The following is a 24,434-nucleotide window of genomic DNA, read 5'->3' as shown; positions in this document are numbered from 1 at the left end:
GGAAGGTGGAGTTAAATGACGTCATCGGATACGATGACGGTTTTTTCTTCAGGGACTGTGACGATGACTTTGGCGTTCTTTCCTGTCGGGATGGAAACGGTGTTTTCGTACAGGAGATTGTATGCCTGACCCTCGTTGCGTTTCCCCAGCGGGGTGATGCGCACGAGGCGGGTGGATGTTTCCGCCTGGGTGGTGCCGGGTGCCAGAAGGGCGAGGCTGCCCAGTACGGCGATGAAAGCGGCGGCGAGCGCCAGGACGATATATTTCTTTCGGTTTTTCCGGGACGAGTATTCGGTAATCAGACATGCTTCAAGGCGTGTGCCTTGCCGGGAATCCATCTCGGGCAGGGCCAGTTGCCTGAGCAATGTCTCGATATCGCTCTCTTCGGGAGGTGTAGAATTGCTGTACATGGTTCAGTAGAATATGGGGTCTTCTCGCAACATTTTCCGCAGTCGGGCAAGGGCGTCTCGGTATCGGCTGTCCACCGTGCTCTTTGCGGTATTGGTAATGCGGGCAATCTCCGAGAAAGAAAGCTCGCTCCAGGTTTTCATGATGATGATTTCCGCCAGTTCGACCGGCAGCTGGAGAAGCTTCTCCTGCAATCGGTTCTTGAGATAGTCGGTATCTTCGGAAACGCTCATCCATGGTTGAATCTGTTCCGTGGCTTCGGCTTCAGTACTATAGTTTTGTTCCGAGCAGCGGCGATTCGTATTGCGCCTCCGCCAGGTGATGGCGGTATGGCGTATGGTGGTAAAGGCATAAGGCGTCAGGTCATCCGGAGAGTCGGACACGCGCTTGTCGGCAAGTGCCCGGGCGATTTGTTTGATCGTCTCTGCCAGAAGGTCATCGGCATCCAGATCGCCGGACGCCTGAAGCCGGGCGAAAGCCAGCAGGCTGTTCCGATTGGTTCGGAACCAATCGACGCAATTGCCCAGGGGGGAATCCCCTGTCTCTTTGCTGTCCCTGATTGCTTTCTCCGGCATGCCTTACAAGAATAATAACGCATGAAACAGGAATCGTCCTAAATAAAAAGCGATTTTTTTCAAAAAAATGTGTGAGAACGATGTATTGAATTTTATTTTTTATTGATAATCAGGCAAAAATAATGCTTTGGTGCAAAGACGGACAAATCTCGTTTTTGTACTCGCCAGCGGTGAAAAAAACAGTTATCATATGCTCGACGAGGTGTAGCTTCCCATCGGGGAGTTATACTGCATGTCAACCTCTAGCAAAACATAGATTACTATGCAGTTTACTCACGAAATCGAACAGATGTGTTGCGTCAAGAAGGGCTGCAACCATGGTCCGGCCCCCATTCCTCAGGAAGGGCAGTGGACACAGGCCAAGGAAATCAAGGATATCTCCGGGTTGACCCACGGTGTGGGCTGGTGCGCTCCTCAACAGGGTACTTGCAAACTGACGCTCAACGTCAAGAACGGCATCATCGAAGAAGCTCTCGTGGAAACCGTCGGTTGCTCCGGCATGACCCACTCCGCCGCCATGGCCTCGGAAATCCTTCCGGGCAAAACCATTCTGGAAGCCATGAATACGGACCTCGTATGCGACGCGATCAACACCGCCATGCGTGAACTCTTCCTCCAGATCGTCTATGGCCGTACGCAGAGCGCCTTCTCGGAAGGCGGCCTTCCCATCGGCGCCGGACTTGAAGACCTTGGCAAAGGCCTCCGCTCCCAGGTCGGCACCCTGTACGGCACTCGTGCCAAAGGCGCCCGCTACCTCGAAATGGCTGAAGGTTACATCACCAAGCTCGCGGTCGATGAAGACGGCGAAATCGTCGGCTACCAGTTCATCCGCGTTGGTCCGATGCTCGAAATGATCAAGAAGGGCATGGATGCCAACGAAGCCGTTCAGAAGTGCACCGGTCAGTACGGTCGTTTCGACGAAGAAGGCGTGAAGCACATTGATCCCCGCCACGAATAATTACAACATATTACCATTTATTGAGAAAGGATCTATATTATGCCTCTTTTTGAATCCTACGACCGTCGCATCAAGCAGATCAACGAAGCCCTCGCCCCGTACGGTATTGCTTCGATTGAAGATGCTGAAAAGCTTGTCCTCTCCAAGGGCATTGATGCTCGCAAAATCGTGAATGACATCCAGCCGATCGCGTTTGAAAACGCCGGATGGGCTTATGTCGTCGGTGCCGCCATCGCTCTGAGCAAAGGCTGCAAGAAAGCCGCCGAAGCCGCCGAAGCCATCGGCGAAGGCCTTCAGGCGTTCTGCATCCCCGGTTCTGTGGCGGACGACCGCAAGGTCGGCCTCGGCCATGGCAACCTGGCCGCCATGCTCCTGCGCGATGAAACGGAATGCTTCTGCTTCCTCGCCGGCCACGAATCCTTTGCCGCCGCTGAAGGCGCCATCGGTATCGCCAAATCCGCCAACCGCGTTCGCAAGCAGGATCTTCGCGTGTGCCTCAACGGCCTCGGCAAGGATGCTGCCTACATCATCTCCCGCATCAACGGATTCACCTACGTTGAAACGAAATTCGACTATGCCACCGGCAAGTTGAATGTCGTGCGCGAAAAGGCGTTCTCCAAGGGACCGAAAGCCGCCGTGCGCGTATTCGGTTGCGACGACGTCCGTGAAGGTGTTGCCGTTATGTGGCATGAAGGCGTGGACGTATCCATCACCGGCAACTCCACGAACCCGACCCGCTTCCAGCACCCCGTTGCAGGCACCTACAAGAAGGAATGCAATGAAAAGGGCAAGAAGTACTTCTCCGTTGCCTCCGGTGGTGGTACGGGTCGTACCCTGCACCCGGACAACATGGCCGCCGGCCCTGCCTCCTACGGCATGACCGATACCATGGGCCGCATGCACTCCGATGCTCAGTTTGCCGGATCTTCCTCCGTGCCTGCCCACGTTGAAATGATGGGTCTCCTCGGCATGGGCAACAACCCCATGGTCGGCGCCACCGTCGCCGTGGCCGTTGCCATCGAAGAAGCTTCCAAGTAAACGGGAAACATCCTGAAAACCAAGCGCCCGCGTACCGAATGGCACGCGGGCGCTTTTTTGCGTTGAGCGAGACCTCATTCCTATTCCTGCGGAACGGTAAACGACTTCCAGCCGTCCGGGGTGCGCGTGAAAATCTTGATCCATCGGCCTGAATCCGCCTCGCTCAGAACCAGCCCTGCGGCGACATTATCCCACTGGAGCTTCCGGGTATTGCCGTCCGGCTCCTTCCATTCATAATAGGGATGGTAATATTCTCCTGCTGCGGGAGAGGAACCCGCTTTGAATCGGGAAAGAGGAAGATTCGTCAATTCCGACCACATCTTCGTCATGGAAAAATCGTGCAAGGCGCCAGCAAGACTGTTGCTGCGCTTCAGGAACAGATCTTTCACGAAAGCATCTCTCTCCTGCCAGCATTTTTTCGCAAGTGCCTCGTCCCTATGCACAGGCCAGCAGGCGTAGAGAAACCTGTCTCGAACGGAACCGGAAAGAGCGTTGTTCCGGTAAATTTCTTCATATTTCAACACGAGATCTTTTAAAACAAGCTCCCTTTTCATGGAGGGGTCGAGATTCGGATCGTTGGCTGCCTCGGGATAAAGCAAAAACCAGTCAGGAAACCATCCGGCATTGCTATCCGTACCGAAATCGGGATGTTCTTCGAAAAATCGGCGCCGAATATCGAACTCGGCGACCAGATCATCTCCCACAGTTTCAATCTCCTGCTTCAGTTTGTCCCATGCAGCGTCTTCCTTCTTTTGGGCATCGACGAGCGCCTGCCCGTATTCCTTGCCGGTAAATGACTCGCGCACCCATGCCGCCGGAATGGACTCCATGGGAACAAGGGGTGGCGCCTCATCCTCGATCGTGATGGTACCCGGCTGAATGGACAAAGCGCCACGAGGCTGCTCCAAAAAATGCTCTTTTGGAGGATTTTGGGCCATATCAATGGTAAACGGTACCGTAATCGTCATACTCTTGAGTGCGCCATAATGGCCGAATGTCCTGGAATGGGTCGCCTGGCCGACGACGCAGTGTTGTGTTCCCTTCTTGAACTCCACGCATTGAATCCGGGCAACATTCCAGAACATCTCCGGCGTTATATGGGGCTCCAGCCGGGTGAACTCGCGGTGAAGCGGATCGATATCGATGGGGAAACTTTGCCTGCTGGCTGGATCGAACAGGTGAATCTCGAACGTGGCATTACTCGTCTGAACTTTCACGGCCACACGTGCAAGAACATCATCGACAACCGTCTCGATATATCCGGCGGGCACGATAAGCCGGGATAAAAGCATCCCGTCCTTTTTGAACTCGAGCAAAGATGCGCCTGACGGCCAATCCAGCGGCTGCTCCGAATGAACGGTAGCAACTGAATTGACCTCCTCCACGTGCAACGGTGAAGCATTTGCATCCGCCGCTGCGTTTGCATGCGCGGAATTTGCGAATAGAACCAGGATACAGCTGGAACAAATATGGCGAAACATATAATCCATCATCCTTCATTTGCCAATGGTGTCAAGAAAGAAGATAGGTTTCACGAAGAAAACTTTGCAAGCTACCCCGAGGTACAGGTGCAACCCAAATGGGAAAACGGAGGGAAGCCTATAGGAGAGGCATTCTTTCTGAATTCGGCGAGATATAGTCCGTCTGGTGTGATAAAATCCCTTTGAAAAGCGAAGAAAGAGCCTGAAAGCACAGAATCTCGCCAATTTTGCAAGTTTGTGGGATTTTTCTTTAAAAAAATCACAAAAAGTCAAAAACGTATAAATTGTTCAAGGCGAGTTGTTATGGGTGTGTTGTGGGGGTAGTTTGGGGAGGAGGTGAAGAAAAAAAGAGTGAAAAAACCTTGACGTGAGAGAAAAAAAGAGTAAACTCTCCTCACCCCACTACGGGGCGCCGCGAAAGACGCGACACGGAACGAACCGGAAGCCGGCAAGGCAAGGGCGAGTGAGAGTGAAGCGAGGGCCGCGGGCAAACTCTTCAGGAGAAGAGGCGAACACTTTACAGGAAAGACTTTCGAAGTGCTGAAGCCGGGAGACCGGCAGCGAGGAGACGAAACCTTGCGGAGAGCACTTGAGAGGAGGAAAAAGAGAGAGGAAAAAGTCGTGACGCACGCCGTGCTGAACTAGGCGAAGACCCGTTCCGAAAGGGATGGAGAGCAGGGGACGCATGGCATCCGCAGAATCGAAAGATTCGAGCGGAAACCAGCAATTTCTAAAAAATATAATATGGAGAGTTTGATTCTGGCTCAGAACGAACGCTGGCGGCGTGGATAAGACATGCAAGTCGAACGGAGAAGCAATAGCTTGCTAATGCTTCTTAGTGGCGCACGGGTGAGTAACACGTGAGCAACCTGCCTTCGAGACGGGAATAGCCCTGGGAAACCGGGATTAATGCCCGATAGACTCGCAAGAGTAAACGCAGCAATGCGCTTGAAGAGGGGCTCGCGGCCTATTAGTTAGTTGGTGAGGTAACGGCTCACCAAGGCGATGACGGGTAGCCGGTCTGAGAGGATGTCCGGCCACACTGGAACTGAGACACGGTCCAGACACCTACGGGTGGCAGCAGTCGAGAATCATTCACAATGGGGGAAACCCTGATGGTGCGACGCCGCGTGGGGGAAGAAGGTCTTCGGATTGTAAACCCCTGTCATGTGGGAGCAAGGCGCAAGCTTGATAGTACCACAAGAGGAAGAGACGGCTAACTCTGTGCCAGCAGCCGCGGTAATACAGAGGTCTCAAGCGTTGTTCGGAATCACTGGGCGTAAAGGGTACGTAGGCTGCATCATAAGTCGGGCGTGAAAGGCAGGGGCTCAACCCCTGGAGTGCGCTTGATACTGTGATGCTAGAGTCATGGAGGGGGAACCGGAACTCTCGGTGTAGCAGTGAAATGCGTAGATATCGAGAAGAACACTCGTGGCGAAGGCGGGTTCCTGGACATGTACTGACGCTGAGGTACGAAGGCTAGGGGAGCGAAAGGGATTAGATACCCCTGTAGTCCTAGCAGTAAACGGTGCACGCTTGGTGTGTGGGGAATCGACCCCCCACGTGCCGGAGCAAACGCGTTAAGCGTGCCGCCTGGGGAGTACGGTCGCAAGATTAAAACTCAAAGAAATTGACGGGGACCCGCACAAGCGGTGGAGTATGTGGCTTAATTCGATGCAACGCGAAGAACCTTACCTGGGCTTGACATGTGATGAACAACATGTGAAAGCATGTGACACCTCGGTGGCGTCACACAGGTGCTGCATGGCCGTCGTCAGCTCGTGTCGTGAGATGTTTGGTTAAGTCCAGCAACGAGCGCAACCCCTGTTGCCAGTTACCAGCACGTTATGGTGGGGACTCTGGCGAGACTGCCCAGATCAACTGGGAGGAAGGTGGGGACGACGTCAGGTCAGTATGGCCCTTATGCCCAGGGCTGCACACGTACTACAATGCCCAGTACAGAGGGTACCGAACCCGCGAGGGGGAGGCAATCCATGAAAACTGGGCCCAGTTCGGATTGTAGGCTGCAACTCGCCTACATGAAGATGGAATCGCTAGTAATGGCGCATCAGCTACGGCGCCGTGAATACGTTCCCGGGTCTTGTACACACCGCCCGTCACATCATGGAAGCCGGTCGCACCCGAAGTATCTGAAGCCAACCGCAAGGAGGCAGGGTCCTAAGGTGAGACTGGTAACTGGGATGAAGTCGTAACAAGGTAGCCGTAGGGGAACCTGCGGCTGGATCACCTCCTTTCTATGGAGAAAAGAGATGAAAATCTCTTAGGTCGACTCAGCCTCGGCTGAGACGGAAGTGTTGCGATACTTCCGAAACGATAAAAAGATGTGTAAACTCCTGCAACACAAGCGCAGAGAACAGACGGCGCGCGTCACGGCTTTTTCCGACAAACACTCTCTTGACCGAACCCAAAACCAAAGGGGGTATAGCTCAGTTGGTAGAGCGCCAGCTTTGCAAGCTGGATGTCCGGGGTTCGAGTCCCCGTGCCTCCACCAAAACAAGGTGGAAGAGACCTCTCGAAAAAAACGGAAGCAAAAAAGGGCCTGTAGCTCAGTTGGTTAGAGCACACGCTTGATAAGCGTGGGGTCACAGGTTCAAGTCCTGTTAGGCCCACCAACGCCTAATGGAGGCGAAGCAAAGTGAACGGTAAAAGGAGATTGACATCCGTGTGGCAAATAGGAGAAACCGAGAAATCGGTTTCAACCAACCAAAGTGGGAAATATACAATTTTACACTTAAAATAATAGAACCAAGCAAAACACACAAAAAACTTTACAGAAAGTCATTGGGGTTCTGGAAACGGAGAAATCCGCGGAAAGAAGAAACCAAGGGCTTACGGAGAATGCCTTGGTGCCAACAGGCGAAGAAGGACGCAACAAGCTGCGAAAAGCCTCGGAGAGCTGCAAGTGAGCTAAGACCCGGGGGTATCCGAATGGGGTAACCTGATTCCGGTAATACGGAATCGACCTTATCTGAATACATAGGATAAGGAACGCGACACCCGCTGAAGTGAAACATCTCAGTAAGCGGAGGAAAAGAAAGAGAAATCGATACCGTAAGTAGTGGCGAGCGAAAGCGGTAGAGCCCAAACCGAAGGTACTCCTTCGGGGTTGTAGGACCTCGACAAACTCGACCATTGATCATAGTTTAACTACCTGGAAAGGTAGGCCGGAGAGAGTGAAAGCCTCGTGAGCGAAATGACCAGTGGGAGTAAGAGGAATCCTGAGTAATACACCACACGTGGAACGGTGTATGAATCCGCGCGGACCACCGCGCAAGGCTAAATACTAGTTGGCGACCGATAGTGAACAAGTACCGCGAGGGAAAGGTGAAAAGAACCGCTGTGAGCGGAGTGAAATAGAACCTGAAACCGTAAGTCTACAAAGTGTCAGAGCCGTAAAGGCGATGGCGTGCCTTTTGTTTAATGAGTCTGCGAGTCAGTGTTCGTGGCAAGACTAAATCCTTCCGGGATGGAGTCGTAGCGAAAGCGAGTCCGAAAAGGGCGTTAAGTCGCGGGTACTGGACCCGAAGCGGAGGTGACCTACCCTTGACCAGGTTGAAGCATAGGTAAAACTATGTGGAGGACCGAACAGGTGAACGTTGAAAAGTTCTCTGATGAGTTGAGGGTAGGAGTGAAAGGCTAATCAAACCCCGTGATAGCTGGTTCTCTCCGAAATGCATTTAGGTGCAGCGTCATATGCTGATGCGCGGGGGTAAAGCACTGACAAGGCTAGGGGGCACACCCGCTTACCAAACCTTATCAAACTCTGAATACCGCGCAATGGAATATGGCAGTGAGACAGTGGGGGATAAGCTTCATTGTCGAAAGGGAAACAGCCCAGACCAGCAGCTAAGGTGCCAAAATAACGCTCAGTGGAAAGGATGTGGGATTACACAGACAGTGAGGATGTTGGCTTAGAAGCAGCCACCATTTAAAAAATGCGTAATAGCTTACTCATCGAGTGATCCTGCGCCGAAAATGATTGGCGATAAGCGTTATACCGAAGCTCTGGACTTTATCGTAAGATAGAGTGGTAGGAGAGCGTTGAATGTACGTAGAAGGGGGATGGCGACTGAACCTGGAGAGCATTCAAGTGAGTATGCAGACATTAGTAACGTAAAGACATGTTAAATACATGTCCGCCGTAAACCCGAGGTTTCCAGGGCAACGATGTACGTCCCTGGGTTAGCCGGGACCTAAGCCGAGGCCGAGAGGCGTAGGCGATGGACATCAGGTTAATAATCCTGAGCTTCCGACCCTTAAAGCAGGAGGACGCATGAGAAGAGATCACCAGGTAAACGAATTCCGAGTGGAGGCTTCGGCCGAAACGCATGATCAAATCGAGTGCCAAGAAAAGCCCTGCCGTATGCTAAGGAACCCGTACCGTAAACCGACACAGGTGGGTGGGTAGAATATACCAAGGCGCAAGAGTGAAACCTAGTTAAGGAACTCGGCAAATTAGCCCCGTAACTTCGGAAGAAGGGGTGCCTGAGAGATCAGGCCGCAGAGAAATGGCCCAACCGACTGTTTATCAAAAACACAGCACTCTGCAAAGACGCAAGTCGAAGTATAGGGTGTGACACGTGACCAATGCCGAAAGATTAAGGCAAGGGGTTAGCGCAAGCGAAGCTCTGAACCCAAGTCCCGGTGAATGTCGGCCGTAACTATAACGGTCCTAAGGTAGCGAAATTCCTTGTCGGGTAAGTTCCGACCTGCACGAATCGTGAAACGAGTTGGGCACTGTCTCAACTAGGCGCTCAGTGAAATTGTAGTGGCGGTGAAGATGCCGCCTACCCGCAGAAGGACGGAAAGACCCTATAGACCTTAACTGTAAGCTGTCATTGTTTCTTCGGTCGCAATGCTCAGAGTAAGTGGGAGACTATGAAGGTTGGCTTTAGGGCCCGCCAGAGTCGCCAATGAGACACCACCCTTTGAGATTGGAGAATCTAACCATAAGCCGTGAAACCGGCAATGGGACCGTGTCAGCCGGTCAGTTTTACTGGGGCGGTATCCTCCCAAAAAGTAACGGAGGAGTGCGAAGGTGCGTTCAGCTCGGTCTGCAACCGAGTGTCGAGTGCATGGGCATAAACGCGCCTAACTGCGAGACCAACAAGTCGAGCAGATGCGAAAGCAGGCCCAAGTGATCCGGCGGTAGAAAGTGGAATTGCCGTCGCTCAACGGATAAAAGGTACCTTAGGGATAACAGGCTGATCACGCCCAAGAGTTCATATCGACGGCGTGGTTTGGCACCTCGATGTCGGCTCGTCGCATCCTGGGGCTGGAGAAGGTCCCAAGGGTCCGGCTGTTCGCCGGTTAAAGCGGCACGCGAGCTGGGTTCAGAACGTCGCGAGACAGTTCGGTCCTCTATCCTCTGTGGGCGTTGGAAAATTGAGGGGTTCAGACCTTAGTACGAGAGGACCGGGTCTGACGCACCACTGGTGCATCGGTTGTACTGTCAAGTGCATGGCCGAGTAGCTAAGTGCGGAAGGAATAAGCGCTGAAAGCATCTAAGCGCCAAGTCCATCCCAAGATGAGTTTTCCCTATAGGTTCGTGGAAGACGACCACGTTGATAGGTCATAGGTGGAAGTGCAGTAATGCATTAAGCCGAGTGATACTAATCACCGATTGACTTCTTTTCACCATGAACCTCAATGACGACTCTGTCAAAGAAAGTAACGCCAAGTTCAATATTAAACACTACATGCCACACGGATGTCAGCCTCCTCATACGAGCCTGAAGACAACAACATAACATCCCCGCACATACCAATGACTCCCGGATAGGCAGCCCTCAACAAGCTGAAACCCGGTGGTCACAGCGCAGTGGTCCCACCCGGTCCCGTTCCGAACCCGGAAGTGAAACGCTGCCGCGCCGATGGTAGTCGGACGACAGGTCCCGCGAGAGTAGGTCGCCGCCGGGATGTTATATGAAGCCCCGCTTGCTTAATTGCATGCGGGGCTTCTTCGTTTGTACGATGCGTGAGTTTTGACGCCTTTACCATGACTACGTCATGCTGCCAGGGGGCGTGGAATGGTGAACGCAACAAGCGTCAGGTTGAATGAGACTGGTTGCTGAAATGAGGCCGAGAAGCCCTGGCGTGCCTCCCAGTGAGATCCTGCGCTCTTTTTTCTTGTATCGGAAACTTGTGATCTGTTATTGTCACTCGCGTGAACAATCAGGACTCTCTCTCTTCCCGAAAACTCTCTCTCTTCGCCCTTTCCAAAGACGATTCCTTGACCATTAAAGGTATCGCTATTCTTTTGATGGTTGCTCTGCATTTCCTGTTCCCGGATTCATTTGTGTGTGCGGCTTGTATTGCGTTGTTCGCTTTTGTTTCGGGATATGGGCTTTCGACGAAGCTGGAGCGTGACGAAGGTTCTGTGTGGAAGGCTGCATGGCATAGTTGTTCTCATTTTTATTGGATTTATCTTTTCTGTTTTGTTCTGGCAACTGCCGTTTTTTTCATGTTTCCTACTCCTTGGGTGCCTTTGGATCGGAGTATGTGGGTGTATGCCGGGGCCGTGACTATGGTGCAGCCGATGTATATTGATTGGTGGTATGCGACTGTTTTTTTGTGTATGACGATGGGGCTTTATCCGCTGTTTCTTTATGTGCGGCGAAGGTTCCCTTCCATGGATGTCAGTGTAGCTCTGCTGATGTGCGGTTTGTTTCTGGTGGCTTGCGGTTCTCATTATGTGGCGTTTTTCGTTTTTTCCCGTTTTTTTCCTTCCTGTTTGGGTTTGATGTATTCAAACGGAGAGTATCACCTTGTGTCCAATGTTCTGACGTATAGCGGTGTTTTCTGTTTGGGTGCGTGTTATCAGCGTTTTTGTTCTACTGTTTCCAAGAGCAGGGCTTGGTGGACGGCTTTGGTTTGTGTTTGTCTCCTATTGATCGGTTATGTGATTTTTTCTTCCTTTCGGGAACGTTTTGCCATTTTGCCGTTGCTGATCGGTTCCGTTTATCTTTTCCGGTATCTGATATTTGTTCGGGTGCCTTTGATGGTGTTGGGGCGTTATTCCGTGTGGATGTGGTTGAATCACCGTTTTCTTTTCGGTTATTGGTTTGCTCCGTTTTTTCATGGGCTGCCGCCGTGGCTGGGATATGCCTTGCTGGTCGTGTGTTCGCTTTTGTTGGCCGCGTTGATGGATGTTTTGTTCAAGTCCTGTTGCAGGGGGGTGACGCGGTTGCGTTCGTTCGCTGGATGAGGTCTATAAAAAAAGGAAAGAGGGGTTGGCCCTCTTTCCTTTTTGTTGGTTGTGGAGTGTGAGTTTTACAGGCTGTGGCCGAAGTCGTCGTCTTTTTTGAGTGTTTTGATGAAGGCGACGATGAGGTCGATGGTGGTGTCGACGTCGTCCAGGTCGGCGGTTTCGACGGGGGAGTGCATGTAGCGCAGCGGCATGGAGATGTTGGCGCAGGGTACGCCGTTGTGGGAGCGGAAGATGGAGTCCGCATTGGTGCCCGTGGTGCGACCGCTGGTTTCGTGCTGGAGGGGGATGTTGTCTTTGTGGGCGGCAAGTTCGATGCGCGCGTTGATCTTCGGGTGGCAAGCCGGGCCGTGACAGAGGCATGCGCCTTTGCCGAGTTTGACGTCGCCGTAGCGGCCTTTGTCGAGGCCGGGGGAGTCGGTGGCGTGGGTGACATCGAGGCAGATGGCGGCATCCGGGTTGATGCGGTGGGTGAGCATTTGTGCGCCGATGCAGCCGACTTCTTCTTGGACGGTGTTGCCGAAGACGATGTTCCACGCGGGTTTGATTTTGTCTTCCTTGAGTTTGCGAGCTACTTCGGTGAGGATGAAGCCGCAGAGGCGGTCGTCAAGGGCGCGGCAGACGAGGCGTTTGCCGTTCATGAGCATGGGGCCGTCGCAGTAGACGCCGACATGGCCGATGCGGAGACCGAGTTCTTCGACTTCTTCACGGGTGCTGGCTCCGAGGTCGACGTAGAGTTCCCAGAGTTTGGGGTTTTTGCCGTCGTCGTCGCGGATGTGGATGGCGGTGTTGCCGGTGACGCCGATGACTTCGCCTTCGGCTCCCATGAAGCGGATGCGGCGGCCGCGCGCGATGGCGACGTCGCTGCCGCCGAGGCGTTCGACGCGGAGGTAGCCGTCATCGGTGATGTAGCGGATGCTGAAGCCGATTTCATCGGCATGGGCGTCGAGGAGGAGGGTTTTGACGTCTTTGCCTTTGGCTTTGAGTGTGGCCCAAGTGTTGCCGTAGGCGTCGCACTTGACGGCGTCGGTGAGGTCTTTCATTTGGGCGGCCCAAAGACGCTGGGCGTCCATTTCATGCCCGGTAGGGCTGGGCGTTTCGAGGATTTCCGTGAGGAAGTCGAGTGAGTCGTCGTTCATGTTCGTTTTGCGGTTGATGGTTTATTCGAAGCAGCGGTAGGCGATGTCGGTGCGGCGCTGGGCTCCGTCGAAGGTGATTTTGGATGTTTCCGTGTGAGCGCGTTTGCGAGCTTCGTCGAGGGTGGCTCCCTGGGCGACGATGGCGAGGACGCGGCCGCCATTGGTGAGGTAGTTACCATCTGCATCAAGTTTGGTGCCGCAGTGGTAGATGCGCGCTTCGGTGACGTCGGAGAGGCCAGAGATGAGGTCTCCGGAGTGGGAGGTGGCGGGGTAGCCTTTGGAGGCGAGGATGCAGCAGACGCTCCAACCTTCGTCGAAGCTGATGAGTTCGGGTTTGAATTCGCCTTTGGCTCCGGCGAGGCAGAAGGAGGCAAGGTCGCCGCGGAGGAGGGGCATGACGGCTTCGCATTCGGGGTCGCCGAAGCGGCAGTTGTATTCGATGATTTTCGGACCGTCCTGTGTGAGCATGAGCCCGAAGTAGAGGAAGCCGCGGTAGGGGAGGCCGTCTTTGCGGAGTCCGGCGACGGTGGGGGCGACGATGGTGCGTTCGATGGTTTCGAGCAGGGCAGGGTCGGCGAGCTGGCGGGAGGCTACGGCTCCCATGCCGCCGGTGTTCGGGCCGATGTCTCCGTCTCCCAGCCGTTTGTAGTCGCGGGCAGGGCAGAGGATCATGTAGCGGTCGTCGACGATGGCTCCGAAGATGGAGATTTCGGGACCGACGAGGCATTCTTCGATGAGGAGGCGGCCGGGGCCGAAGCGTTTGTCGATGAAGATTTCTTTGAGGAATTCATCGGCAGATGTTTCATCCGGGCAGACGGCGACGCCTTTGCCGGCAGCAAGTCCGTCGAATTTGAGGACGGTGGGGTAGGTGCCGCCGATTTTGGCTTTGGCTTCATCATAATCGGAGGCGATTTGTGCTTTGGCCGTGGGGATGCCGTGGCGGATGAGGAATTCTTTGGAGAATTCTTTGCTGGCTTCGAGTTGTGCACTTTCTTTGACGGGGCCCCAGCAGGGGATACCCGCTTCAGAGCAGAGGTTGGCGAGGCCTTCGCCCGTGACGAGGTAGCTTTCTTCTCCTGCTACGCAGAGGTCGATGCTGTTGCCTTTCATCCAGGAGATGAGACTTTCGAGGTCATGGGCATCGATGGGCTGGGCTATCCGGAGGATGGCATCGCTGCCGGGGAATGAGTAGATTTCGGGTTTGCAGGGGCTGTTCGCCAACGTTTCCACGAGCGCGTGTTCGCGCCCACCTTTTCCTATGACAGCGATTTTCATGCGGCTTGAGTATGCTTTATTTTTGCGTTCAATGCAAGTACGGATGCGCGAGGGTTTTGTTGTGCCGTGATTTTGCGGCTGGGCGCGTGGCGGGTTTGATGGTTCCGGTGTGGTGGGTAGGTTGCGTGGTTTTGTGTTTTGCTGGAGAAAGCGTCGATTTTCCGGGCTTTGTTTGGGGCTGGCGGCCCTTGTTGTTGTTTTCAGCGGCTGCGATGGCGTGCTATTGATGTCTACATACGTGAAACGACCGGAACGGGCAGCGGTTCCGGTCGTTTCGTGAGGGCAGGAGGTGGGAGGGTGTGTCGGTTGTCAGGCTGTGGGATCGTTGAGTTTTTTGATTTTCTCTTCTGTTTCGCCGCGTCCTTCCGTGTAGTATGATTCGTCTCCGGGCGCGAGGACTTGAAGCAGGCGGGCAAATTCGCCGGCATGTTCTTTTTCTTCGTTGGAGATTTCAATCAAGACCTGTTTGGCAAGTTCGTGGTCGATTGAGTCTGCCAGTTGTTCATAGAGCTGGATGGCTTCATATTCTGCCGCGATCATGAATCGGATGGCGCGGACGAGTTCTTCGTGGGTCAATTTGCGGTCGGCTTTCATCCCGCTGAAAGCATTGGAGAATTCAGGCATAACTTTGTTTCTGGTTTCAACGTGCCTTCATGGCGACGTTTCAGAGGGTGAGACGCCGGAGAAGGGTGTTTTCGTTGAATGTAAAAATAACAGTTATGCGAGAGCCGTTTCACGGGGGCCGGATCAGGCGACACTCCAGCCGATGGTGTGTCCTGCGTCCATCGGGACGATTTCCTGTCCATATCCGCGGTAGGCTGCGGGAATGGTCATGGGGGTGTCTACGAGCGTGACGGTTTTGTCGGGCGGTGTGAGGGCGTAGATGCGGCGTGCATTGCCGGAGACGAATGCCTGCAGGTTGTCGAGCGATTGATGGGTCGCGAATGTTTCGGCCAGTTTTGCGAGGGCAAAGGGGGCAGTGAAGACGCCTGCCGCACAGCCGCAGCATTCTTTTTTATGGATGGGGTGCGGGGCGGAGTCGCTGCCGAACATGAGTTTGGGATGGCCGGAGAGTGCTGCTTGCAGGAGTGCATCGCGGTCGGCGGGGCGTTTGGCGATTGGTTTGCAGAAGAGGTGGGGTTTGAGCATGCCGCCTGCGAGGTCGTCCAAGGTGATGAGGAGGTGCTGGAGGGTGACGGTGGCATGAAGGTTTTCATGGGCGTCGAGCAGTTCCAGTGCAGCCGCGGTGGTGATGTGTTCCATGCTGATTTTCAGCTTGGGGAAGCGGGTGGCGAGGTTTCGGTAGACGGGCAGGAAGTCCTGTTCACGGTCCATGACGAAGCCGTGGCTTTCACCATGGATGAGGAGGGGGATGCCCATTTCTTCCATGAGGTGGAGGGTGGTGCCGGTTTCTCCGAGGTTTTTGACGCCGCCTTCGCTGTTGGTGGTGGCTCCGGCCGGGTAGAGTTTGAGGCCGAAGAAGAGAGGGTTGGCGAGCGCCGTTTCGAGTTCCTGCCGGGTCTGGTTTTTGAAGAAGAGGGTCATGTAGGGCCGGAAGTCGCATCCGTCTGCGGCTTGGAGGATGCGTTCGGCATAGTCCCGCATGGCGGCGGAATCGGTGACGGGCGGGACGAGGTTGGGCATGATGACGGCTCCGGCGAAGGTGCGGGCCGAGCAGGGGGTGACGAGGCGAGCCATTTCTCCATCACGGAGGTGGAGGTGCATGTCGAGCGGTGTGTCGAGGGTGATCTGCATGCCGGGAGTGTACCGGATGCCGGAGAGGCTGGCAAGCGGTATTTGCTGTGCGTGTGGCGGTGCTGTCGGTTGCCGTTTGGGTTTTTACGTCAGTTTTTTGAATGGTTCTTGACGTGGAGGGGATGTTTTTTCATAATCTTCCGTTCACATGGGACATGATTTTCCACTTATTTATGCTCTCGTCGGTGGGTTGTCCGTTGCGTTGCTGCTGGGGTACCTGGCCCAGAAGCTGCATTGTTCTCCGCTGGTGGGCTATTTGGTGGCGGGTATGATTGTGGGGCCGTATTCTCCGGGGATTGAGATCGATAAGGGGATGGTGGATCAGGTGGCCGAGATCGGGGTGATTTTGCTGATGTTCGGCGTGGGGTTGCATTTCCATTTGAAGGATTTGATTGCGGTGCAGCGTGTGGCGCTGCCGGGGGCGATGGTGCAGATTGCCGTGGCGACGGTGCTGGGTGCGGTGGTTTCCCACGCGTTCGGCTGGGGATGGGAGGCAGGCGTGCTGTATGGGATGGCGATTTCCGTGGCGAGTACGGTGGTGCTGACGCGGGTGCTGGCGGATTACCGGGATTTGCATACGCCGAGCGGGCATGTGGCATTGGGCTGGCTGGTGGTGGAGGATTTGTTTACGATTTTGCTGCTGGTGCTGCTTCCGGTGATGTTGGGGCCGTCCCAGTCCGGCGGAGGGGTAGGCGAGATTTTTGTCGCTTTGGGGTGGACGCTGGTGAAGCTGGGCCTGCTGGTGGTGTTTACGCTGGTGGTGGGCAAGAGGTTGATTCCGCTGTTTTTGAAGTGGGTGGCACGGACAGGTACCAGGGATTTGTTTACGCTGTCGGTGCTGGTGCTGGCTTTGGGTATTGCGGTGTGTTCCGCCGAGTTTTTCGGTGCGTCGATGGTGTTGGGGGCTTTCCTGAGCGGTATGGTTGTAGGGCAGTCGCATTTCAGTGCGCGTGCGGCGGCGGAGGCTTTGCCGATGCGCGATGCGTTCGCGGTGCTGTTTTTCTTGTCCGTGGGGATGTTGTTCGATCCGGTGGCTTTGCTGGAGAGCTGGCCGCTGGCATTGGCGACTCTGGGGATCGTGATGCTGGGCAAGCCGCTGGCGGCATTTGTCGTGGTGCGGTTGCTGGGGAAGCCGATGCGTTTGGCGTTGTCCGTTTCGGTGGCGTTGGCGCAGATCGGGGAGTTTTCGTTTATTTTGGGTGCGATGGGTGTGCATTACAAGGTGCTGCCGAGTGTGGCGGGTAATGCATTGATCGCTGCCGCTGTGGTGTCGATTGCGTTGAATTCTTTGTTGTATCGATGTATTCCGGGGATGCTGCGTTTGCTGGAGCGTTGCGGGATAGGTCGGTCGAAGATTGCGACGGAGGATAGGCATGAGCTGGTGGAGGAGGATAAGCAGCGCGTGATCGTTATCGGATATGGGCCTTCCGGCCGTATTATGTGCCGGATTCTGGTGGAGAATAATATCGATGTGGCGATTATCGAGATGAATATCGATACGGTGCTGCATTTGCGTTCGCAGGGTATCAAGGCCGTGTATGGCGATGCTCGGCAGCGCGATGTGCTGACGGCGGCCGGGGTGCTTCATGCATCCGGCCTGATCGTTTCTTCGGCGGGTGCTGCAGCCCATGAGGTGATGGAGGCGGCTCGCGCGCTGAATCCGGAGATTGCCGTGGTGATTCATACGACGTTTATGCGTGAGGCTCATAGTCTGCGCAAGGGGAGCGAGGCGGTGGTGTTTGCCGGAGAGTGCGAGGTGGCGATGTCGATGGCGGAGCATTTGCTGCGCCAGTTCGGTGCGACGGATGAACATATCGAGAAGGAGCGCCGGAGGATTCATGATGAGCTGAGGCAGGCAGGATGATTTTATGATGATGCAAGAGAATAAATCGAGTTTATATGCCATGATGAAGGTGGCGGTGATGGTGCTGGCTGCGGTGCTGCTGCTTCTGGTGACCGGGGCTTCTCCGGTTAACGGGGTGCCGCAGGTGTATCGCAGCGGTGTGATGCTGGTGCTGGGCGGAGTGGTAGGGGTGTTGTGCCTGTATGCGGCTTTCCGGCTTTCCGGCCGGGGGTGGTGGCGATTGCCTTCGGTTGTGCTGCTGCTGTTCGTCTGTTGTGGCGGCGCGGCAGGGGTATGGGCGGGCTGCGACGGATTGGCCGGGCTGCCGTTCGATTCTTTCTGGTCGTGGGTGACGGCGCTCTGGTTTGCCGTGTTCGTGTTGGTGGCGGCTACTTGCGGCGGAGTGGCGGTGTTTGTGCTGTCGCGCATGATGAGCCGGAAGCTTTGCCTCGCCGTAGCGCATTTGGCGCTTGTGGCGATGGGTGTGGGAGCTTATGTGGATTATTTCAATGAGGTGAAGGCTTTGCTCTATTTGCCGGTCGGGCAGTATGTGATGAAGACGGGTGAAACGCCGCGTGTGATGACAACAAACAAGGTTCTCAATGACGAGGGGAAGGAGTTTGCCCTGGGGTTTCATTTGGGTGTGAGCGATTTCGAGGAGAAATATTACGATCCTGTCGACTATTCTTTGTACCGGGTAGGCGAGAAGGGGAACAGTTTGCTGCAGAAGAAGAAGGTGGAGGATGGTATGGTGCGTTTTGACGGTTTGAAGGCCATTCCTGTGTCGGACTTCATTCAGCTGGGTAATATGCCCCAATCGGTTTATGTTGTCGATCACGAGAGGGTCGCAGTGCAGGAGCAATCCCCGGTCAAGATGTTTACGGCGATGTGCGTGGTGCAAGATGGCAAGGAGAGGAAGGAGTTTACGATGAAGGTGAATGAGCCGCTGGGGTATGGGGATTGGATATTTTATTTGCTGAATCGGCGTGATGAGAAGGGTATTCTTTGTGTGCAGTTTCTGGCACGCCGTTCCTATGGCGATGTGTGGATGATGTATGGCATCGGCGGGTTGCTCGTTTCTTTGACGATGTGGTGCTGGTGGCCAAAGAGGAAGAAGTCCCAATCCGAACAGACGGAGGTAGCGGTATGAATGAGACGAACTGGATTCATGTGATGGTGTGCGCCATTCTGGCGTTGAATTTCGTGGCGATGCTGCTGGCGTGCAAGAGGCGGCAAACTTGGGCGTTCCGCTTTTTCGTGATGGGCTGGCTGGTGTCTGCCGTGCTGCTGGCGTATAACTGGGAGTTGGCGCAAGCTCCGCCATTCGGCAATATGCACCATGTGATGTGTATTGTGCCGCTGGTGCTGGGGCCGGCGTATCTCTATTCATGGAAGGTGCAGAAGCATGCGTGGCTGCTTGGGTATTTTGCCGGGGCTGCTGTTCTATTCATGGTCGGCGCGTTGTGTATGCCCGTGCTGGATTCGTGGCGGCAGATGCCTGCTTTGCAGTCGCCGTGGTTTGTGCCGCATGTGGCGGCTTATCTGCTGTCCTACGGGCTGATGACGGTGGCGACGGTGCTGGTGGCTGTGTCGTGCTGGAGGCGATGGGAGTCGGATAAGTTTATGGATGCCGCGCATGATACGGTGCTGCTCGGTTTCCCGCTGATGAGTTTCGGCTTGTGGTCGGGCGCGGTATGGGCCGATGCCGCATGGGGCGGTTATTGGGCATGGGATATCAAGGAGGTATGGTCTCTGGTGACATGGGGGCTGTATCTGGTGTATTTCCATATTCCCCGCAAGCCGGAGAGGCTGCGTTCACGTCGCGTGGTGCTGTTTCTGGCTTTTGCCGCCTTGCTGGTGACTTTCCTCGTGGTGAATCTGCTGCCGAAGATTACGTCGATGCACAGTTACGCGCAGTGAGTGTGTAGAGATGCTTCGCCACGGTTGCCGGTATGACGAGTGGCGTTTGTTCGGCTTTTTTCGTCATGCCGTGTTTTTCCGAAGAATGTACGATTTTATTCTTGGTGGTGGTGTGAGTGGATGTATAGTGATGTTCCATGAAGACACAATGGACAACTACCCTGGGTGTGATGTTGCTGATCGGGAATGTGCAGGGGCAGGAACTGCCCCGTGAGGATGATGCTGCCAGGGCCTGGCATTTGGCGACGATGCCTTTGCCCGTCGGGAAGACCGTGCCTGCCGAAAGCAAGTATGAGTCATATCGTCAGGAGATTCTTGCAGGAAAGCAGAAGATGCTCGATGTGTTGAAGGGGATTGCGGATTCAGCAACGGCTTCTGCGGCGATACCGAAGCTTGAAGCTATTTGTGAGGGGACGGAGGCGAGCTGGCAGGAGCATATCGGCGATATGCTTGTTTCCTGCAAAGACGAAGCCCGTGTGGAAAAACGGTACGAAGTTCAGAGCAGGGTGATTGATACGGCCTTGCATTTTGAAATTTCCCGGTTGAGGGTGCTGGGGCTTTTGTCGGATGATGTCAAGGCCGCCATTGAAGCTTTCGGGTCCTTGTGTGTGTTTCCGGAGGTGGTGTATGCCACGGATCCGGTGATGGCGCACGAGCAGGAGGAAGTGTATCGCCGATATTTTTATGAGCTGATGGCTATTCTGGAGGAGATGACTGTGGCTCTGGCTTCCGTGAAGGATACGGCTTCTGCTGATGCCGTGGCAGTCCGCATGACGGTATTGAGGGAGAGGCAGAAGAAGGCGGAAGAGTATTTGAGCGGGAGGAAGGTTTCCGATATTGCCAGAGACCGGGTGCGTATGCCGGATGAGTACCTTTTCTCAAGGATGCAGAACGTGTGGGGAGACGAGCTGAAGCGCATTGGGCAAAATGACCATTTCGGTTCTTCCGAATTGGAAGAGGCGTTGGATGGGATCAGCCTTTCGTATTGATGTGTGTGATGAACCTGTGTGCGAATCACAGATTATCCTTGATGTTGAGTCGCGCGGAACGGCTTTGTCCGTGCTCCAAGGCAAAGAATACTCATGGGTAGGGGAAAGAGTTTTTGGAAAAGGAGGTACAGGTAATACAGGATGAAGAAGGAGATGAGAGCAGCCGCGGCGTTCAATTCGACAGGATGCCCGGCGATGGCTCGCAAGGCAGCTTTGAGGACGCGGTAGAGCGGAATATGGGCTCCGTAAATCCACATGAGAGCCGGCCCCATATGAGCAAGGTACGATGTTATTTTTCCACCGAGCGGGAAAAGGAATAGGGCAAGCAGGAGCAGAGCAAGGCCGCCACCGGCCAACAGGGGAAACATCAACCATGTCCAAGGAGCTTCGAAGAGGTAGGATTGCCCATGAAAGAAAAAGGCGCTCCATGCCAGAATGACAAGGGGCAGCAGTATCCAAAGGCGTTTGCGCATGGCCTGAGCCAGATCGCCGGGTTTGATGCTTCGCATTCCGGCGCCGGAGAGGAAGCACAGAATGCCGGCATGGTGTATATAGGGTATCGAATAGTTAGTCGTTCCCCAGAGGATCAAGAGCAATAGAACAAGAGAATATATATGGAGGGTGCACCAGCAGTATATTCTGCATGCTGCATAGACGGTCTGATAAACGAACAGGTTGCATAGAAACCACAGGACGACGAGGAAGGGGTGTTCGCCCAGGCCGAAGGCATTGCGGATAATCCATATCGCGCCGAGGTGATCCTTCCATACCGTAGCCTGAGGATCGTTCGGATATAATGTGGCTGTGACATAAGCCAGGCATCCGGCGATCACAGCCCAAGCGGTCCAAGAGATACCGAGCCACATGACCCGATTCCAGCTTTTTCCTGCGTTTCGCGGAGAAAAGTACCCCGCAAGGAAAAAGAAGAGCATGACGCCACCTTGCGTGGGTAAGGTGCACCATGGGGCGGATCCTTGCGTATGGGAGAGGATGACGAAGTACATCGCCAAAACTCTTGCCAGATCAATCCACGGGATTCTGTTTTTGGAAACGGCGGAGAGAGGTTCCATTCAGAAAGAGAGAAGCGCGAATAGGGCAGGTAGGCAGCAGACCTCCGCAGCCGCTGGAAGTTACCGGCTGCGGAGGAGGGAGGGAGCCGTTTATTTTTTGCCTTTTTTGGCAGGTTTTTTGTCGGCCTTTTTCGATGATGCCTTTTTGGAGAGCGGTTTGTTTTCCGCACCCCAGTTCCAATCCCACTGCTGGAGGTTGGAGACGCAGGCTGTGAGGAGGTCGACGGAGGCCTGAAGGTCGATTTTATGCGCCATTTCAATGACCTGATGGACGTTGCGCACGGGGACGGAGATGGCTCCGGCAATGGCTCCTCCCGCCGTGAAGCGTTGCATGGAGCCGGCATCGGTGCCGCCTGCTGCGAGGAGTTCGAGCTGGCTGGGGATGTTTTCGGCTTCCGAGACGGCTTTCATGAAGGCGACCATGCGGCGGTCGGCGATGAGGGAGCTGTCGTAGATTTTGATGGCGGTGCCTTTGCCGAGTTCTGTGCACATTTCATGGCTGCCCGCGCCTGGGGTGTCGTACGCGATGGTGACGTCGAGGGCGAAGGCGAAGTCCGGCTGGATTTGCAGGGCCCCTACCTGTGCGCCTCGGCAGCCGACTTCTTCCTGTACGGAGAAGACGGCATAGAGGTCGTAGGCCGGGAGGGTTTTAGCAGCTTTGAGGGCGCGGAGGGTTTCGATGAGGATGTAGCATCCGGCGCGGTTGTCGAGGGATTTGACGTTGATGCAGTCGCCCATTTCGGTGAGTTCGCGTTCGCGGGTGATGGCATCGCCGACGGAGACGTATTTTTCGACTTCTTCCTTCGGCAGGCCGAGGTCGACGAAGAAGTCGGTGACTTCCGGCATTTTGGCGCGTTCCGCCGGGGTCATGACGTGGATGGGTTTGGCGCCCATGCAGCCGAGGAGGTCTTTGGTGCCGTGGACGATGACGCGCTGGGCGGTGAGGGTTTTCGGGTCGAAGCCTCCGAGGGGCAGGATGCGGAGGAAGCCTTTGTCGTCGATGTGGCGGACGATGAAGCCGATTTCGTCCATGTGCGCGGCGGCCATGATGCTTTTGGAAGAGTCCTTGCCTTTTTTGACGGCGATGACGTTGCCGATGTTGTCGACGCTGATGCTGTCGACGAGGGGGGTGATTTCCTTGATGATGAATTCGCGGATGGCGTTTTCAAAGCCGGGCGCACCGGGCGTCTGGCATACTTTGCGTAACAATTCGGTGTTCATTGTACCCGTGAGCATACTCCATTCAGGCGCTTTTTCCAGTCTATTGTTCCCGCCGGGCAAAATTTCTTGTATGTTGCGGGCAAATGAGGTACTTTGGCTGCGTTATGGCAGGTCTTATCGTTGCGCCTCGGGCGCGCATTTTTCAGGGGCACGATTGGGTGTACGGTTCGGAAGTACGCAAGGTGTTCGGCAATCCTCGGCCCGGCGATGTGGTGGCTTTGAAGGATGGCCGCGACAGGTATCTGGGTTCCGCGATGTATAATCCGCAGTCGCAGATCGTGGCCCGGAGGTTTTCGCGCAGGAAGCAGGATTTGGACCGCGAGTTTTTCGTGCGCCGTTTGGGTCAGTCGATTGCGCTGCGCGAGAGGCTGATGCCGGGCGAGAGCCTGCTTCGGCTGGTCTGGAGCGAGTCGGACGGTTTGCCCGGCCTGATCGTGGATCGTTACCAGGATGTGCTGGTGGTGCAGACGTTGACGGTGGCGATGTGGCAGCGCGTGAAGCTGATTACGAATATTCTGGGCGATTTGATGCAGCCGCGAGCGGTGATTGTGCGTAATGATTCTCCGATGCTGGCGGCCGAGGGGCTGGAGCAGGAGGTGTATGTGGCCATGGGTGAGGAGCCTCAGCCGTTCGATGTGCAGGGCAGGGGTTTGCGTTTCCTTGTGGATTTGCAGACGGGGCAGAAGACGGGGCTGTATCTTGACCAGTTGCAGAATTATATGGAGGTTGCCCGTTGGGCGAAGGGCCGCAGGGTGCTGGATTGTTTCAGCAATCAGGGCGGGTTTGCGCTAGCCTGTGCGCGGGCCGGGGCTTTGTCGGTGACGGCGGTGGATGTGTCCGAAGAGGCGATTTCTTCCGTGCGCCGCAATGCGGAGCTGAACGGGGTGAAGATCGATGCTGTGGCGGACAATGCTTTTGATTTCCTGAAGAAGGAAGCCAATGAGGTGCGCAACGGCGGTGAACCGAAGTGGGATTTGATTGTTCTCGACCCGCCTTCGTTTACGCGCAGCAAGAAGTCGTTGCACGATGCGATGCGCGGCTATAAGGAGATTCATCTGCGTGCGATGAAGATGCTGCCAGTGGGCGGGATTCTTTCGACTTTCTGCTGTTCGCACCATGCGAGCGCCGAGCTGTTCAGGGAGAGTATCGGAGAGGCTGCGGTGGATGCCCCTGCCACTCTGCGCCTTCTTCAGACGCATGGGCAAAGTCCGGATCATCCTGTTCTTCTGAATTTGCCGGAGACGGAGTATCTGAAAGGGTTTTCCTTCGAGCTGGTGCCCGGCAGATAAGGTTGTCCACCGTTTTCCGATGACGAATCCCCTGCACATGCGGGGGATTTTCATTTTTGGTTTTGGGGGCGGCAGGCAGTGTCATGGATGGCGAATTTTTTTAGACAAAAAATGAAAGTTGCGTGAAGGATTGACGGTGAAAATTTCATGGTTTCGATTGTTGTAATTTCTCAAATTATTTTTCAGATTTCTTCAAAAAAGTGTTGACCGGATATTCGATTCTGCTATACTGTGCTCGTCCGGAG

17 protein-coding genes, 2 tRNA genes and 3 rRNA genes are annotated in these 24,434 nt (G+C 54.9%); 13 read left to right on the top strand and 9 right to left on the bottom strand.

Translation table 11 applies throughout. From position 1 onward, the window contains the following. Window positions 1-11 precede the first annotated feature (11 nt). Both PYTT_RS03775 and PYTT_RS03770 read right to left on the bottom strand, forming a co-directional pair. The gene (locus PYTT_RS03775) at window positions 12-410 is read right to left on the bottom strand and encodes a hypothetical protein (RefSeq protein ID WP_067776258.1); all 399 of its coding nucleotides are present in this window, start codon (window positions 408-410) and stop codon (window positions 12-14) included. 3 nt (window positions 411-413) lie between these two features. After that, complete coding sequence (locus PYTT_RS03770; RefSeq protein ID WP_067776256.1) at window positions 414-983, bottom strand: sigma-70 family RNA polymerase sigma factor; 570 nt, start codon at window positions 981-983, stop codon at window positions 414-416. A 262-nt stretch (window positions 984-1,245) separates the two neighbouring features. Between PYTT_RS03770 and PYTT_RS03765 the strand changes: the two genes are divergently transcribed. Next, on the top strand, window positions 1,246-1,941 hold the full coding sequence (locus PYTT_RS03765; RefSeq protein ID WP_067776252.1) for an iron-sulfur cluster assembly scaffold protein: 696 nt from the start codon (window positions 1,246-1,248) through the stop codon (window positions 1,939-1,941). A 39-nt stretch (window positions 1,942-1,980) separates the two neighbouring features. Then, the gene (locus tag PYTT_RS03760) at window positions 1,981-2,979 is read left to right on the top strand and encodes a GGGtGRT protein (protein ID WP_067776250.1); all 999 of its coding nucleotides are present in this window, start codon (window positions 1,981-1,983) and stop codon (window positions 2,977-2,979) included. An 80-nt stretch (window positions 2,980-3,059) separates the two neighbouring features. Here the strand turns inward: PYTT_RS03760 and PYTT_RS03755 are convergent, their stop codons facing one another. Next, on the bottom strand, window positions 3,060-4,460 hold the full coding sequence (locus PYTT_RS03755) for a hypothetical protein (RefSeq protein WP_141675824.1): 1,401 nt from the start codon (window positions 4,458-4,460) through the stop codon (window positions 3,060-3,062). 741 nt (window positions 4,461-5,201) lie between these two features. Between PYTT_RS03755 and PYTT_RS03750 the strand changes: the two genes are divergently transcribed. From PYTT_RS03750 to PYTT_RS13280, 6 genes are all read left to right on the top strand, one after another. Next, a 16S ribosomal RNA gene (locus tag PYTT_RS03750) occupies window positions 5,202-6,715 on the top strand. A 181-nt stretch (window positions 6,716-6,896) separates the two neighbouring features. Continuing rightward, a tRNA-Ala gene (locus PYTT_RS03745) sits at window positions 6,897-6,972 on the top strand. A gap of 44 nt (window positions 6,973-7,016) precedes the next feature. Next, a tRNA-Ile gene (locus tag PYTT_RS03740) sits at window positions 7,017-7,093 on the top strand. 199 nt (window positions 7,094-7,292) lie between these two features. After that, window positions 7,293-10,117 (top strand): 23S ribosomal RNA (locus tag PYTT_RS03735). A gap of 167 nt (window positions 10,118-10,284) precedes the next feature. Next, a 5S ribosomal RNA gene (gene rrf / locus PYTT_RS03730) occupies window positions 10,285-10,400 on the top strand. The 16S, 23S and 5S rRNA genes sit together here with 2 tRNA genes alongside, the layout of an rRNA operon. Window positions 10,401-10,647: 247 nt before the next feature. Beyond that, complete coding sequence (locus PYTT_RS13280) at window positions 10,648-11,688, top strand: hypothetical protein (RefSeq protein WP_067776745.1); 1,041 nt, start codon at window positions 10,648-10,650, stop codon at window positions 11,686-11,688. A gap of 65 nt (window positions 11,689-11,753) precedes the next feature. On the opposite strand, the gene PYTT_RS03725 is transcribed toward PYTT_RS13280, so the two are convergent. The 4 genes from PYTT_RS03725 to pyrC form a co-directional block, all read right to left on the bottom strand. After that, window positions 11,754-12,827, bottom strand: a complete 1,074-nt coding sequence (locus PYTT_RS03725) for a M42 family metallopeptidase (RefSeq protein WP_067776749.1) — start codon at window positions 12,825-12,827, stop codon at window positions 11,754-11,756. A gap of 21 nt (window positions 12,828-12,848) precedes the next feature. After that, the gene (gene purD / locus PYTT_RS03720; protein WP_067776752.1) at window positions 12,849-14,102 is read right to left on the bottom strand and encodes a phosphoribosylamine--glycine ligase; all 1,254 of its coding nucleotides are present in this window, start codon (window positions 14,100-14,102) and stop codon (window positions 12,849-12,851) included. 309 nt (window positions 14,103-14,411) lie between these two features. After that, the gene (locus PYTT_RS03715; RefSeq protein WP_067776755.1) at window positions 14,412-14,726 is read right to left on the bottom strand and encodes an encapsulin nanocompartment ferritin-likeEncB family encapsulin nanocompartment ferritin-like cargo protein cargo protein; all 315 of its coding nucleotides are present in this window, start codon (window positions 14,724-14,726) and stop codon (window positions 14,412-14,414) included. A gap of 123 nt (window positions 14,727-14,849) precedes the next feature. Beyond that, complete coding sequence (gene pyrC, locus PYTT_RS03710; RefSeq protein ID WP_067776759.1) at window positions 14,850-15,857, bottom strand: dihydroorotase; 1,008 nt, start codon at window positions 15,855-15,857, stop codon at window positions 14,850-14,852. A gap of 148 nt (window positions 15,858-16,005) precedes the next feature. Here pyrC and PYTT_RS03705 point away from each other — a divergent pair, with 148 nt between their 5' ends. The 4 genes from PYTT_RS03705 to PYTT_RS03690 all read left to right on the top strand — a co-directional run bounded on the left by PYTT_RS03705 (window position 16,006) and on the right by PYTT_RS03690 (window position 20,609). Further along, window positions 16,006-17,721: a cation:proton antiporter gene (locus PYTT_RS03705; RefSeq protein WP_067776762.1), complete on the top strand. Its 1,716-nt coding sequence runs from the start codon at window positions 16,006-16,008 to the stop codon at window positions 17,719-17,721. A 4-nt stretch (window positions 17,722-17,725) separates the two neighbouring features. Then, entirely contained in the window at window positions 17,726-18,850 is a 1,125-nt protein-coding gene (locus PYTT_RS03700) for a cytochrome c biogenesis ResB family protein (protein WP_067776765.1), read from the top strand. Next, complete coding sequence (locus PYTT_RS03695) at window positions 18,847-19,620, top strand: cytochrome c biogenesis protein (RefSeq protein WP_067776768.1); 774 nt, start codon at window positions 18,847-18,849, stop codon at window positions 19,618-19,620. The genes PYTT_RS03700 and PYTT_RS03695 overlap by 4 nt, the downstream gene beginning before the upstream one ends. Before the next feature lie 137 nt (window positions 19,621-19,757). After that, window positions 19,758-20,609 carry a hypothetical protein gene (locus PYTT_RS03690; RefSeq protein ID WP_067776771.1) on the top strand — a complete coding sequence of 284 codons (852 nt, stop codon included), beginning with the start codon at window positions 19,758-19,760 and terminating at the stop codon, window positions 20,607-20,609. 32 nt (window positions 20,610-20,641) lie between these two features. Here PYTT_RS03690 and PYTT_RS03685 read toward each other — a convergent pair whose 3' ends face one another. Both PYTT_RS03685 and PYTT_RS03680 read right to left on the bottom strand, forming a co-directional pair. Then, on the bottom strand, window positions 20,642-21,679 hold the full coding sequence (locus tag PYTT_RS03685; protein WP_067776774.1) for an acyltransferase family protein: 1,038 nt from the start codon (window positions 21,677-21,679) through the stop codon (window positions 20,642-20,644). Window positions 21,680-21,769: 90 nt separating this feature from the next. After that, window positions 21,770-22,900, bottom strand: coding sequence for a M42 family metallopeptidase (locus PYTT_RS03680; protein ID WP_067776776.1), 1,131 nt, complete (start codon window positions 22,898-22,900; stop codon window positions 21,770-21,772). A 104-nt stretch (window positions 22,901-23,004) separates the two neighbouring features. Between PYTT_RS03680 and PYTT_RS03675 the strand changes: the two genes are divergently transcribed. Further along, window positions 23,005-24,189 carry a class I SAM-dependent rRNA methyltransferase gene (locus PYTT_RS03675; RefSeq protein ID WP_067777135.1) on the top strand — a complete coding sequence of 395 codons (1,185 nt, stop codon included), beginning with the start codon at window positions 23,005-23,007 and terminating at the stop codon, window positions 24,187-24,189. The last annotated feature ends 245 nt before the right edge of the window (window positions 24,190-24,434 follow it).

This window comes from Neoakkermansia glycaniphila (assembly GCF_900097105.1).
GTDB classification, from domain to species: Bacteria; Verrucomicrobiota; Verrucomicrobiia; order Verrucomicrobiales; family Akkermansiaceae; genus Akkermansia; species Akkermansia glycaniphila.
This window is presented reverse-complemented; position numbering and strand designations above follow the sequence as displayed.